Below are 13,175 nucleotides of genomic sequence, written 5' to 3' on the forward strand. Positions count from 1 at the left end.
CGCCCCGGTCGTCCCGGAGCGGCGTCGTTGGCCGTCGTTAGCTTAGAGCGAGCTCAGAGCAGCCCTGCCCCGCGCGCCCATTTATACTTGGCGCCCAGCACCTCGACCGGCAGCTCGGTCGAATAGGCGTAGGCGGGGATGCCGTTCTGGTAGAGATATTCGGCGGCCTCCTCGACCTCGACGTCGCCGGCGAGCGAAGCCACGATCGGCTTGACGAAGCCCTTGGCCTCCATCTCCTTCTTCACCTCGACCATGTTGCGGGCGAACACCATCGGCGGGGTCACGATCGTGTGCCAGTAGCCGAGGATCAGCGCGTGGATGCGGTCATCCGACAGGCCGAGCTTGACCGTGTTGACGTAGGTGATCGGCGGCTCGCCGCCGGTGATGTCGACCGGGTTGCCGGCCGCGCCGAACGGCGGGATGAACTTGCGGAACGCCGCATCGAGATCAGCAGGCATCGCCATCAGCGACATGCCGTTGTCGACGACGGCGTCGGACAGCAGCACGCCGGAGCCGCCGGCACCGGTGATGATGACGACGTTCTCGCCCTTCGGCGTCGGCAGCACCGGCACGCCGCGGGCGAATTCGAGCAGCTGACGCAGGCTGCGCGCCCGAATCACGCCGGACTGCTTGAGCACGTCCTCGTAGATCTTGTCGTTGCCGGCAAGCGCGCCGGTGTGCGACGAGGCGGCCTTGGCGCCGGCCGAGGTGCGGCCGGCCTTGAGCACGACGACCGGCTTCTTCTTGGAGACGCGCTTGGCGGCTTCGGCAAAGGCGCGGCCGTCCTTCAGGTCCTCGCAGTGCTGGGCGATCAGGTTGGTGTTCGGGTCCTGCTCGAAGAAGGCGAGCAGATCGTCCTCGTCGATGTCCGACTTGTTGCCGAGGCCGACGATGGCGGAGACGCCCATCTTGGCCGAACGCGAGAAGCCGATGATGGCCATGCCGATGCCGCCCGACTGCGACGACAGCGCCGCGTGGCCCTTGACGTCGTAAGCGGTGCAGAAGGTGGCGCAGAGATTGGCCGGCGTGTAGTAGAATCCGTAGATATTCGGCCCCATCAGGCGGATGTTGTACTTCTTGCCGACCTCGACGATCTCGGCCTGCAGCTCGGGCGCGCCGGCCTCCGCGAAGCCCGACGGGATCAGCACCGCGCCGGGGATCTGCTTCTCGCCGCATTCGGCGAGCGCAGCTGCGACAAACTTCGCAGGGATCGCGAACACCGCGGTGTCGATCACGCCGGGCACGTCCTTGACGCTCTTATAGGCCTTGTAGCCGAGGATCTCGGAGGCCTTGGGGTGGATCGGATAGATCGCGCCCTTGTAGCCGCCGTTGATCAGGTTCTTCATCACCGAATTGCCGATCTTGCCGTCCTCGGCGGAGGCGCCGATCACGGCGACCGCGGAGGGCTTCATGATCCGGTTCATCGCGGTGACGATTTCCTCGTTCGAGCGCGGCGCCGGACGCGGCTTGTAGTCGAAATCGACGACGATGCGGACGTCGGCCGCGATCGCGCCGTTCTTGGTGGCGAAGACCGGGTTGAGGTCGAGCTCGACGATCTCGGGGAAATCACTGACGAGCTGCGAGACCTTGACGATGACGTCGGCGAGCGCCTCGCGGCTGACGGCCTCGCCGCCGCGCACGCCCTTGAGCATTTCATGGGCCTGGATGCCGTCGAGCATCGACAGGGCATCGTCCTTGGTCGCGGGCGCCAGGCGGAAGGTCACGTCCTTCAGGACTTCGACCAGCACGCCGCCGAGGCCGAAGGCGACCAGCTTGCCGAAGGAGCCATCGGTGATCGAGCCGACGATCACCTCGGTGCCGCCGGTCAGCATCTGCTGCACCTGGATGCCTTCGATCTTGGCGTCGGCCTTGTACTTCTTGGCGTTGCCGAGAATGGTCTCATAGGCCTTCTGGGCATCGTCGGCGGTCTTGACCCCGACGATCACACCGCCCGCTTCGGTCTTGTGCAGGATGTCGGGGGAGACGATCTTCATCACCACCGGAAAGCCCATGTCAGACGCCATCTTGGCCGCCTCGGCGGCCGATTTGGCAACGCCTTCCTTCGGCACCGGGATGCCGTAGGCATCGCACACCAATTTGCCTTCCGGCGCGGTCAGGCTGGTGCGCTTGTCGGCCTTCACCCGATCGAGAACCTCGCGGATGGTGGCCTTGGCGTTGGGTATCGCGGCGTCAGACATGGGGCTTCCTCCCTTGGGGGCACGTGTTTATGGCATTTGGTATGCCAGACACAAAGTTTGTCAAGCGCAGCGAAGATGTGGAAACGCTGAAAAATCACTCAGCTTGACAGTCTGGCATCTGGCATGCCAAAAAACTTGACAGTAAATTGCTGTATGAAGACGTCTCCCGCTGGAGAGGAGATTGGTCTTGTCGACGCAGAAACCAACTAAGGCATTGCCGCCGATGGCCGAGGCTGACATCGCGATCGCTCGCATCGCCCCGGAGACGAGCTTCAAGAACAAGGCCTACGAGGCCTTGAAGGAAGCCATCCTCAAGATGGACATCTACGCGAGCCCGGAACCGGTGATGCTCGACGAGCGCGCTTTGTCCGAGCGCCTCGGCGTCAGCCGCACGCCGATCCGCGAAGCGATCGCGATGCTGGAGCAGGACGGTTTCGTGAAGACCGTGCCGCGCCGCGGCATCATCGTGGTCAGGCGGACCAAGAGCGAGATCGTCGACATGATCCGCGCCTGGGCCGCGCTGGAGAGCATGGCCGCGCGCCTGATCACCACCACCGCGCGCAAGAAGGACATCTCGGCGCTGCGCGACTTCTTCAAGGATTTCGGTCCGGACCGCCTGCCGCAGGATCATATCGAGGAATACTCCAAGGCCAACATCGCCTTCCATCAGGCGCTGATCTCGCTGTCGGAGTCGCCGGTTCTGGTCGACATGACCAACGACATTCTGCTCCACGTGCGCGGCTATCGGCAACTCACGATCGGGCGCGTCGACCGCATCGCGGCGTCGCTGCCCGAGCATCTTTCGATCATCGAAGCGCTGGAAGAGCGCAACACCGAGCTCGCCGAGAAGCGCGCCCGCGACCACACGCTTGGCCTTGCGACCTATGTCGAGACGCACGGCCAGGAATTGTTCAGCTGACGTTCAACAAAGAAGACGCGCGAGGCGCCTTCGATAGTACCAGGGAGATGAAGCGCATGGCGCAGACCGCGATCAAGGCCGAGGCACCGGACACCCAAGAAGACCTCACCGACGGTTTCCACCTCGTCATCGACGCCATGAAGCTGAACGGGATCGAGACGGTCTACAACGTACCGGGCATTCCGATCACCGATCTCGGCCGCATGATGCAGGCAGAAGGCATCCGCGTGCTCTCGTTCCGTCATGAGCAGAATGCCGGCTATGCCGCGGCGATCGCCGGCTTCCTCACCAAGAAGCCGGGCATCTGCCTGACCGTCTCGGCGCCCGGCTTCCTGAACGGCCTGACCGCGCTGGCGCACGCCACGACGAACTGCTTCCCGATGATCCTGATCTCGGGCTCCTCCGAGCGCGAGATCGTCGACCTGCAGCAGGGCGACTATGAGGAGATGGATCAGCTCGCGATCGCCAAGCCGCTCTGCAAGGCCGCGTTCCGCGTGCTGCACGCCCAGGACATCGGCATCGGCCTCGCGCGCGCGATCCGTGCCGCTGTCTCCGGCCGTCCCGGCGGCGTCTACCTCGATCTGCCCGCCAAGCTGTTCGGCCAGGTCATGAACGCACAGGCCGGCGCCGCATCGCTGGTCAAGGTGATCGATCCCGCACCGGCCCAGCTCCCTGCCCCATCCGCCGTCAAGCGCGCGCTCGACTTGTTGAAGAATGCAAAGCGCCCGCTGATCATCCTCGGCAAGGGCGCGGCCTATGCGCAGGCCGACGAGGCGATCAAGAATTTCGTCGAAAAGAGCGGCGTGCCGTTCCTGCCGATGAGCATGGCCAAGGGCCTGCTGCCCGACCTGCATCCGCAATGCGCGGGCGCGGCACGTTCGACCGTGCTGAAGGACTCGGATGTCGTCATGCTGATCGGCGCCCGGCTCAACTGGCTGCTGTCGCATGGCAAGGGCAAGAGCTGGGGCGATGCGCCGAAGAAGTTCATCCAGGTCGACATCGAGCCGAAGGAGATGGACTCCAACGTCGAGATCGCGGCCCCCGTGGTCGGCGACATCGGCTCGGTCGTATCAGCATTCACCGAAGCGATGGGCAGCAACTGGCCGGCTCCCCCGGTCGAGTGGACCTCATCGGTGCAGAAGAAGCGCGAGGACAACGTCGCCAAGATGGCGCCGCGCCTGATGAACAACAACTCGCCGATGGACTATCACGGCGCGCTCGGCGTGCTCCGCACCATCATCAAGGAACGCCCCGATGCGATCCTGGTCAACGAAGGCGCCAACACGCTCGACCTCGCCCGCGGTGTGATCGACATGTACCAGCCGCGCAAGCGCCTCGACGTCGGCACCTGGGGCGTGATGGGCATCGGCATGGGCACGGCGATCGCCGCGGCCGTCGAAACCGGCAAGCCGGTGCTGGCCATCGAGGGCGACAGCGCCTTCGGCTTCAGCGGCATGGAGGTCGAGACCATCTGCCGCTACAACCTGCCGGTCTGCGTCGTGATCTTCAACAATGACGGCATCTATCGCGGCACCGACGTCAATGCGGGCGGCAGCGACCCCGCCACCACCGTGTTCGTCAAGGGCGCCCGCTACGACAAGATGATGGAGGCCTTCGGCGGTGTCGGCGTCAACGCGACCAGCCCGGACGAATTGAAGCGCGCCGTCAACGCGGCGATGGATTCGGGCAAGCCGACCTTGATCAACGCTGTGATCGATCCGGCGGCTGGCTCCGAGAGCGGCCGCATCGGCAACCTCAATCCGCAGAGCGTGCTCAAGAAGAAGTAAGGCGACCCGCCGGCCATCAACGCCCGCTCGCGCGGGATGACCATTCAGTTACGGAGAGAAACACATGACCAAGGCGCTCGAGGGCGTTCGCATTCTCGATTTCACCCACGTCCAGTCCGGACCGACCTGCACGCAGTTGCTGGCCTGGTTCGGCGCCGACGTGATCAAGGTTGAGCGCCCCGGCGTGGGCGACATCACCCGCGGGCAATTGCAGGACATCCCGAACGTGGACAGCCTGTATTTCACCATGCTCAACCACAACAAGCGCTCGATCACGCTCGACACCAAGAACCCGAAGGGCAAGGAGGTGCTGACCGAGCTGATCAAGAAGTGCGACGTGCTGGTCGAGAATTTCGGCCCCGGCGTACTCGATCGCATGGGCTTCCCCTGGGAGAAGATCCAGAGCATCAATCCGAAAATGATCGTCGCCTCGATCAAGGGCTTCGGCCCCGGCCCGTACGAAGACTGCAAGGTCTATGAGAACGTCGCGCAGTGCACCGGCGGCGCCGCTTCGACCACCGGCTTCCGCGACGGCCTGCCGCTGGTGACCGGCGCCCAGATCGGCGATTCCGGCACCGGATTGCACCTGGCGCTCGGCATCGTCACCGCGCTGTATCAGCGCACCCACTCCGGCCGCGGCCAGCGCGTGACGGCGGCAATGCAGGACGGCGTGCTCAACCTCTGCCGCGTCAAGCTGCGCGATCAGCAACGCCTCGCCCATGGCCCGTTGAAGGAATACAGCCAGTTCGGCGAGGGCGTTCCGTTCGGCGATGCCGTGCCGCGCGCCGGTAATGATTCCGGTGGCGGCCAGCCCGGCCGCATTCTCAAGTGCAAGGGCTGGGAGACCGATCCGAACGCCTACATCTATTTCATCACCCAGGCTCCGGTCTGGGAGAAGATCTGCGACGTGATCGGCGAGCCGACCTGGAAGACCGATCCGAACTACGCCAAGCCGGCAGCCCGCCTGCCGCGCCTGAACGAGATCTTCGGCCGCATCGAGCAGTGGACCATGACCAAGACCAAGTTCGAGGCCATGGAGATCCTCAACGAGTTCGACATCCCCTGCGGCCCGATCCTGTCGATGAAGGAGATCGCTGAGGACGAGTCGCTGCGCAAGACCGGCACCCTGGTCGAGGTGGATCACCCGACCCGCGGCAAGTACCTGTCGGTCGGCAACCCGATCAAGCTGTCAGACAGCCCGGCGGATGTGAAGCGGTCGCCGTTGCTCGGCGAGCACACCGACGAGATCCTGCGCGAGGTGCTCGGCTTCGGGGATCACCAGGTCGCCGAAATCCACGATTCCGGCGCGCTGGCTCCCCCGCGCAAGGAAGCCGCGGAGTAAGCGGCGACCAAGCCCCCTCCCGAATTACCACTGACCAGCACCGTAATTGCCATAAGCCGCCCTGTTGGGCGGCTTATTTGCATTAAAAGTTCCAGAATCGATTGAAAATCCAAATCGCGGTATATTGTTGCACTGCACAGAGTTCATACCGCTATGCAATAAAACCAATTGTCTCTGGTATCTGGTATACGTAAATTGCTCTCAGAAAGTGACCACGTTGATGAGAGAGAGCCATGGCCAAGACTGCTGCCCTTCCCTTCGTCCAGCCCGTATCCGTGTTCGGCCGTCTCCTGGCCGCGATCGACCGCTGGTTGATGACCTTCGCCGAGATTCAGATCCGCAACGGTGACGTGCCGCGGGTCGGTCTGTAAGATCCTCTAGGCGATCCGGCACGGCGCGAAGTTCTGCGCCCCAAGAACGGCCCCGGCTTCCGGGGCCATTTCTTTTTCCACCGCGATTCTTTTTCCACCGTGATCAATCCCGTTGCGCATTGCCTCTCGAAGGCACGATGCGCTTGGGACACCGCGCCACGCCCGTTAGATCATGCTCGAACTGATCTGCGGCATTTTCGCGCGGCAGTCGTCTGCCGCTTGAACCTTGGCATTGTGAATACAAAGATGCTCTCCGCAGCGTGCCCATACAATCAGAAGGCGCGAATCGGGAGGCGATATGACAGACGTGGTTCAAGCGAGGGCCCCTGCGGCCGGACGGGTCAGCGATACCTATCGCTGGACACAATTGGCGATCGGCGTCGCCGCAATGGTGATGATCGCCAACTACCAATATGGCTGGACATTCTTCGTCCCTGACATTCAGAAAAAATTTGGTTGGGATCGCGCATCGATCCAGTGGGCATTCACGCTGTTCGTGCTGTTCGAGACATGGCTGGTGCCGGTCGAGGGCTGGTTCGTCGACAAATACGGTCCGCGCATCGTGGTCCTCGTCGGCGGAATCCTCTGCGCGATCGGCTGGACGATCAATGCGCATGCGACGACGCTCAATGGCTACTATCTCGGCATGATCGTCGCGGGCATCGGCGCCGGCGGCGTCTACGGCACCTGTGTCGGCAACGCCCTGAAATGGTTTCCCGACAAGCGGGGTCTGGCTGCCGGCATCACGGCAGCCGGCTTCGGCGCCGGCTCTGCGCTCACCGTTGCGCCGATCCAGGCCATGATTCGGGATTCCGGCTTCCAAAGCACATTCCTTTACTTCGGGCTCGGACAAGGAATCATCATCGTCCTCCTCGCCTTCCTGCTGCTCGCACCGAAGTCCGGACAAGTCCCAGCCGTAGTTCAGACCGGCAACCTGGTGCAGACACGACGGAACTACACGCCGCCGGAAGTGATCCGTCACCCGATCTTCTGGTTGATGTATTTCATGTTCGTCATTGTCGGCGCCGGGGGATTGATGGTGACCGCCAATCTGAAACCGATCGGAGTCGACTGGAAGATCGATAGCGTCCCCGTCACGCTCGCCGGCATGACACTGACGGCGGTGACTTTCGCCGCAACCATCGATCGGGTCCTGAACGGCCTGACGCGGCCTTTCTTCGGCTGGGTCTCCGACAAGATCGGGCGTGAGAACACCATGTTCATCGCTTTCGGCATGGAGGGGATCGGGATTTGGGCGCTGTACATGTTCGGCCAGAATCCGGTCTGGTTCGTCATCCTCTCGGGCTTCGTGTTCTTTGCCTGGGGTGAGATCTACTCGCTTTTCCCCTCGACCTGCACCGACACGTTCGGCTCGAAATTCGCGACCACCAATGCGGGCCTGCTCTACACCGCAAAAGGAACCGCGGCGCTCCTGGTGCCGATCGCAAACTATGTGCAGCAATCGGCGGGAAATTGGGACGGGGTGTTCCTGATGGCGGCCGGCGCCAATATCCTGGCGTCGCTATTGGCCATCGCGGTGCTCAAGCCGTGGCGGAGAAATGTGATCGCAAAGGCCAACGTCTAAGACTTTTCACGACCTTTTCTGGAGCGCCCGGCCGCAAGGCCGGGCGTTTTCTTTTGACTCGTGGAGATTGAAAGCGGGCACGGCCGATCGCGTGCTTTTCGACATCTACGACGCGAGCCGGATGACGCGCCGCAACCAAAGCCCACCCGCACAGAAAACGCGCTTGCATCCTGGAATAATATATACCAAGCTACTTCGACGCTTGCGACAATAAACCACAATCTCGCGACACCAAGTCGCGATCAGACAGCGCGTGCGGGAGGAAATGGAATGACCATCAGCGCCGCCACTGGACCCACTCAAGGGTCATCCAACGCTTTCCGATGGATGCAGCTCGTCATTGGCGTTGTCTGCATGGCCATGATCGCCAATCTTCAATACGGATGGACCTACTTCGTCAGCCCGATGGCGAAAGCCCATTCCTGGGACGTCGGAAGCATCCAGATCGCCTTCAGCATCTTCGTCGCGCTGGAAACTTGGCTTACGCCGATCGAAGGATGGATCGTCGACTCGCTCGGCCCGCAACGCGGTCCCAAACTGATGGTCGCCGCGGGTGGTATTTTCGTTGCGCTCGGCTGGCTCATCAACGCCTGGGCCAACTCGCTCGAGATGCTCTATCTCGGCGCCGTCGTCTCCGGTGTCGGAGCCGGCGGCATCTATGCGACCTGTGTCGGCAACGCCGTCAAATGGTTTCCTGATCGGCGGGGGCTCGCCGTAGGCTGTACCGCAGCCGGATTCGGTGCGGGCGCGGCGGTGACGGTCATCCCGATCCAGATGATGATTGCATCCGTCGGCTATGCCGACACCTTCTTCTGGTTTGCGCTGGGTCAGGGCGGCATCATCTTCCTGGTGGCCTGGCTGTTGCGCTCTCCGCTGCCCGGCGAAGCCCCGGCGGCGAGCGCCGTGAAGGTGCTGCAGTCCAAGACCAACAGCACGCCAGGCCAGATGCTTGTATCTCCGCTCTTCTGGGTCCTGTACGTCATGTTCGTACTCGTCTCGGCGAGCGGGTTGATGGTAGCGGCCCAGATCGCGCTGATCGCCAAGGATTACGGCGTTGGCCAGACGGTCCTCCTGTTCGGCGCGACCACGCTGACCGTAGCGGGCATCATCGATAATTTAGCCAATGGCGGCGCACGTCCGTTCTTCGGATGGGTGTCGGACCAGATCGGCCGCGAATATACGATGGCGATCGCATTCACGGCCGGCGGTCTCGCCTATTGGCTGCTCGGCACTGCCGGCACCACGCCCTGGACCTTCGTCATCTGCGCCGCCCTGATCTTCTTCACCTGGGGCGAGATTTTCAGCCTGTTCCCGTCGACCTGCACCGACATGTTCGGGCCGAAATACGCCACGACCAACACCAGCCTGCTCTACACCGCGAAGGGACTGTCCGCCTTTGGCGTCCCGCTCGCCAACGTTCTCAAGACCTACTCCGGCAATTGGCACGCGGTGTTTCTCGTGGCCGCGGTCATGAACTTCATCGTGGTGGGCTTGGCGTTGTTCGTGGTGCGGCCGGTCCGGCAATCGATGAGCGTCTCCGAGAACAAGAACTCCGTCAGCCAGGTTGCAGCCGAATGACGTGACCGCGTCGCCGGCTTTCGGAGAGAACGACAACCATCAACCGTGAAGAGAGGCGCCTCCAGCGGCGCCTCTCTTTTTTTCGTTTGTTTTGCTGTTTCTTGGCATGCCAGATCATTTACCGTCGGTGACTGCTCCTGCCCGCAACCACGGTTCGACCGCAGCAAGCTCCTCAAATACGTAAGTATCACTGTCGGTTAAATCATATCCCGTGACACGCAGGAGGAGCCATCGGCGTTGACAATTGGCATTTTGTATACCAGACTTTCGGGCACAACAAACGAGGGAGGCTGCCGTGAACGTCGGAGACATCCTGCGCAACAAGACAGCGCGTGTGGTCACTGTGCGTATGAACGAAACCGTGGGTGTGGCGGCGCAGTTGATGCGCGCCAGCAACATCAGCGCGCTGGTGGTCAAGGACGTGGTGCGCACCGAGGGCAATACGGCGGTCGGCATGTTCACCGAGCGCGACGTGGTCCGGGCCGTTGCCCAACATGGCGCCGCCGGCGTCAACATGAAGGTGTCGCAGTTGATCTCGGTGCAGCGGCTGATCTCGTGCAGCACCACCGATACGCTCGAGCACGTCCGCCACCTGATGAACGTGCATCATATCCGCCACCTGCCGGTCATCGATGATTTCGCCCTCGCCGGCGTCATCAGCATGCGCGATGTCTCGGCGGTGTTCGACGACGCCGCGGCAGTGGCTGCGTGAGCCGACGCTGAGGCTTTCACGCGGGCTGCATCGATCAACGAACGGTGCAGCCGGGATGCAGTGTTGGCCGATGCACATCATCGACCGACCGAGTAATGTCCCTGCTCCTCTCGCCTGACAGGGACAGTCTCGATGAAGGCCTATGTCTACGGTGCCGACGGCGCCGCCCTTACCGACGTTTCGAAGCCCACGCCGCAAGGCACGCAGGTGCTGATCCGTGTGCGTGCCTGCGGCCTCAATCGCGCCGATCTCGGCATGACCAAGGGTCATGCTCACGGATCGGCCGGTGGCCGCGGCACCGTGCTCGGCATGGAATGGGCCGGCGAAGTTGCCGAACTCGGTCCTGAAGCCAAGGGCGTCAAAGTCGGCGACAAGGTGATGGGATCCGGCACGGCCGCCTTCGCCGAATACACGCTGGCCGATCACGGCCGGCTGTTCCTCGCGCCGTCGAACATGAATTTCGACGAAGCCGCCAGCTTGCCGATCGCACTCACCACCATGCACAACGCCGTCATCACCAACGGCGCGCTGCAGCCGGGTCAGAGCGTGTTGATCCAGGGCGCAAGCTCCGGCGTCGGCCTCATGGCGATGCAGATCGCCAAGCTCAAGGGCGCAGCATTCGTGATCGGCTCCTCGACCGATCCTGCGCGCCGCGGCCGGCTGAAGGAATTCGGCGCCGATCTTGCGATCGATTCCAGCGACCCCGGCTGGGTCGATGAGGTGCTGAAGGCGACCGGCGGTGCGGGCGTCGACCTGATCGTCGACCAGATCTCCGGCAAGGTCGCCAACCAGAATCTCGCAGCCACCAAGGTCAAGGGCCGCATCATCAATGTCGGCCGCCTCGGCGGCACCCACGCCGACTTCAACTTCGACCTGCATGCGGCACGCCGCATCAACTATATCGGCGTCACCTTCCGCACCCGCTCGATCGAGGAGATCCGCGAGATCTTCGCCGCGGTCAGGACGGATATCTGGGGCGCGGTCGAATCGCGGACGCTGCAGCTGCCGATCGATCGCATCTTCAGCTTCGACGATATCGGCGCGGCGTTCGCGCACATGGAGGCCAACAAGCATCTCGGCAAGATCGTCGTGACGCTCTGACGACGTGCTCTTGACTTTTAGACGCAGTAAAATCGGATTGCGCGGTGAATAGAGCGCTTCCCGCGCGATCCCGGCTTTCACGGCCGGGAGCGGGCTGCTAAATCCGCGCCCATGACCGACAGCCTTGTCCACCCTCCCCACGGCAAGACCCGCGTCGCGGCGATCTCGATTGCCGCGAGCGCCAGCATGGCCGCGGCCAAATTCGCCGTTGGCATCATCATCGGCAGTCTCGCGCTGGTCTCGGAGGCGCTGCACAGCGCCGTCGACGTCGTCGCCACCGTGATCACCTGGATGGTGGTCCGCGTCTCCGACCGTCCGGCCGATGACGAGCACCATTACGGGCATGGCAAGCTGGAGAGCCTGTCGGCGCTCGGCGTCATCGCCCTGCTCTATGTCCTGGCTGGCGGCGTGCTGGTCGAATCCTACGGCCGGCTCCGCGAGGCCGCTCCTGCGCCGGCGATCTCGGCGGCTCCGTTCCTGGTGCTCCTGATCGACATCGCCGTGAACTTCTGGCGCGCGCGCGCGCTGCACCGTGCCGCGCACGAGACCCACAGCCAGGCGCTGGCCGCCGATGCCCTGCACTTCGCCTCCGATGTGCTCGGCTCCGTGGCCGTCATCATCGGACTTGTCTTGGCCGGGCTCGGCTTCTGGTGGGGTGATGCAGCGGCTGCCATCGCGGTGGCCGTGATGATCTCCGTCCTCGGATTTCGGCTTGCGCGCTCCACCGTAGAAACACTGCTCGACCGCGCCCCCGAAGGCGCCGCAGAGAAGGCCAGCGCTGCGATCCGTTCCGTGGCGGGCGTGGTCGACATCGAGCGTTTGCGGGTCCGGCTGGTCGGCGCCATCCATTTCGTCGACGTGACCGTCGAGGTGCCTCGCACCTACCCGATCGACCGTGTCGACGAGATCAAGCGCAAGGCGCAGGCCGCTGTCGACGCCAAGCTCGGGGGAGCCGACGTCACCTTCACCACGGTGCCGGTGGCGCTGAGCAATGAGAGCGTGCGGGAACGCATCATGGTGATCGCACGCAACTCCGGCCTCGCCATCCATCACGTGACGGTCCACGACGTCAGCGGTCAGCTGATCGTCGCCATCGATCTCGAGGTCGACGGCAATATGAGCCTGATGACCGCCCACGACATCGCGCATCAACTCGAGGCCAGCATCCGCGACGAATTCGGGGCGGATGTCGAGGTCGACACCCATATCGAGCCGCTGGAGCCGGAATTGCCGTTCGGCACCGATGCCGCGCCCGACCGCGTCGGCCAAATCACCGCCGCGCTGCAGCGCCTCGCCGCGGAGACCGAGGTCTACGACGTCCATCATGTCCGCGTGCGCAACACCGAGGCCGGCGAGATCGTCAACTTCCACTGCCGCGCCGCGCCGTCGATGAGCGTGCTCAAGGTGCATGACAATGTGGATCACATCGAGCGCGGGGTGCGCCGCGCTTTCCCGGGCGTGAAGCGTGTCATCAGTCACGCCGAACCGCCACACGCCTGACACCGGCTTCACACGGTGTTCTCGCTTCGGACTCGTTTGGCCTGCTTTTCGTCACCGCGATTCCTCATTGGATAAGATTTAT

10 protein-coding genes are annotated in these 13,175 nt (G+C 63.2%); 9 read left to right on the top strand and 1 reads right to left on the bottom strand.

Features of this window, described 5'->3' with window-relative positions:
- Positions 1-53: 53 nt before the first annotated feature.
- On the bottom strand, positions 54-2,198 hold the full coding sequence (locus QX034_RS01940; RefSeq protein ID WP_316185556.1) for an acetate--CoA ligase family protein: 2,145 nt from the start codon (positions 2,196-2,198) through the stop codon (positions 54-56).
- A 187-nt stretch (positions 2,199-2,385) separates the two neighbouring features.
- Between QX034_RS01940 and QX034_RS01945 the strand changes: the two genes are divergently transcribed.
- The 9 genes from QX034_RS01945 to QX034_RS01985 all read left to right on the top strand — a co-directional run bounded on the left by QX034_RS01945 (position 2,386) and on the right by QX034_RS01985 (position 13,093).
- On the top strand, positions 2,386-3,117 hold the full coding sequence (locus QX034_RS01945) for a GntR family transcriptional regulator (RefSeq protein WP_315705510.1): 732 nt from the start codon (positions 2,386-2,388) through the stop codon (positions 3,115-3,117).
- A 56-nt stretch (positions 3,118-3,173) separates the two neighbouring features.
- Positions 3,174-4,904 (top strand): oxalyl-CoA decarboxylase, encoded by a 1,731-nt coding sequence (gene oxc, locus QX034_RS01950; protein ID WP_315705509.1) that lies wholly within the window; start codon positions 3,174-3,176, stop codon positions 4,902-4,904.
- 64 nt (positions 4,905-4,968) lie between these two features.
- The gene (gene frc / locus QX034_RS01955; protein WP_315705508.1) at positions 4,969-6,246 is read left to right on the top strand and encodes a formyl-CoA transferase; all 1,278 of its coding nucleotides are present in this window, start codon (positions 4,969-4,971) and stop codon (positions 6,244-6,246) included.
- Between the two features lie 233 nt (positions 6,247-6,479).
- Positions 6,480-6,617 (top strand): hypothetical protein, encoded by a 138-nt coding sequence (locus tag QX034_RS01960; RefSeq protein ID WP_315705507.1) that lies wholly within the window; start codon positions 6,480-6,482, stop codon positions 6,615-6,617.
- Positions 6,618-6,915: 298 nt separating this feature from the next.
- On the top strand, positions 6,916-8,202 hold the full coding sequence (gene oxlT / locus QX034_RS01965) for an oxalate/formate MFS antiporter (RefSeq protein WP_315705506.1): 1,287 nt from the start codon (positions 6,916-6,918) through the stop codon (positions 8,200-8,202).
- A 270-nt stretch (positions 8,203-8,472) separates the two neighbouring features.
- A complete protein-coding gene (oxlT, locus tag QX034_RS01970; RefSeq protein ID WP_315727854.1) occupies positions 8,473-9,780 on the top strand; it encodes an oxalate/formate MFS antiporter in 1,308 nt (435 codons plus the stop codon).
- A gap of 295 nt (positions 9,781-10,075) precedes the next feature.
- A complete protein-coding gene (locus QX034_RS01975) occupies positions 10,076-10,492 on the top strand; it encodes a CBS domain-containing protein (RefSeq protein WP_315705504.1) in 417 nt (138 codons plus the stop codon).
- A 132-nt stretch (positions 10,493-10,624) separates the two neighbouring features.
- Positions 10,625-11,593, top strand: coding sequence for a zinc-binding alcohol dehydrogenase family protein (locus QX034_RS01980; protein WP_315705503.1), 969 nt, complete (start codon positions 10,625-10,627; stop codon positions 11,591-11,593).
- 111 nt (positions 11,594-11,704) lie between these two features.
- Positions 11,705-13,093, top strand: a complete 1,389-nt coding sequence (locus QX034_RS01985; RefSeq protein ID WP_315705502.1) for a cation diffusion facilitator family transporter — start codon at positions 11,705-11,707, stop codon at positions 13,091-13,093.
- Positions 13,094-13,175 lie beyond the last annotated feature (82 nt).

It is taken from the genome of Bradyrhizobium sp. SZCCHNR3119 (genome assembly GCF_032487775.1).
Lineage (GTDB): Bacteria > Pseudomonadota > Alphaproteobacteria > Rhizobiales > Xanthobacteraceae > Bradyrhizobium.

Coding starts and splice junctions, on each gene's coding strand:
- QX034_RS01985 (WP_315705502.1), top strand. CDS start 11,705: ATGACCGACAGCCTTGTCCACCCTCCCCACGGCAAGACCCGCGTCGCG.
- oxlT (WP_315727854.1), top strand. CDS start 8,473: ATGACCATCAGCGCCGCCACTGGACCCACTCAAGGGTCATCCAACGCT.
- QX034_RS01980 (WP_315705503.1), top strand. CDS start 10,625: ATGAAGGCCTATGTCTACGGTGCCGACGGCGCCGCCCTTACCGACGTT.
- QX034_RS01940 (WP_316185556.1), bottom strand. CDS start 2,198: ATGTCTGACGCCGCGATACCCAACGCCAAGGCCACCATCCGCGAGGTT.
- QX034_RS01960 (WP_315705507.1), top strand. CDS start 6,480: ATGGCCAAGACTGCTGCCCTTCCCTTCGTCCAGCCCGTATCCGTGTTC.
- oxc (WP_315705509.1), top strand. CDS start 3,174: ATGGCGCAGACCGCGATCAAGGCCGAGGCACCGGACACCCAAGAAGAC.
- frc (WP_315705508.1), top strand. CDS start 4,969: ATGACCAAGGCGCTCGAGGGCGTTCGCATTCTCGATTTCACCCACGTC.
- oxlT (WP_315705506.1), top strand. CDS start 6,916: ATGACAGACGTGGTTCAAGCGAGGGCCCCTGCGGCCGGACGGGTCAGC.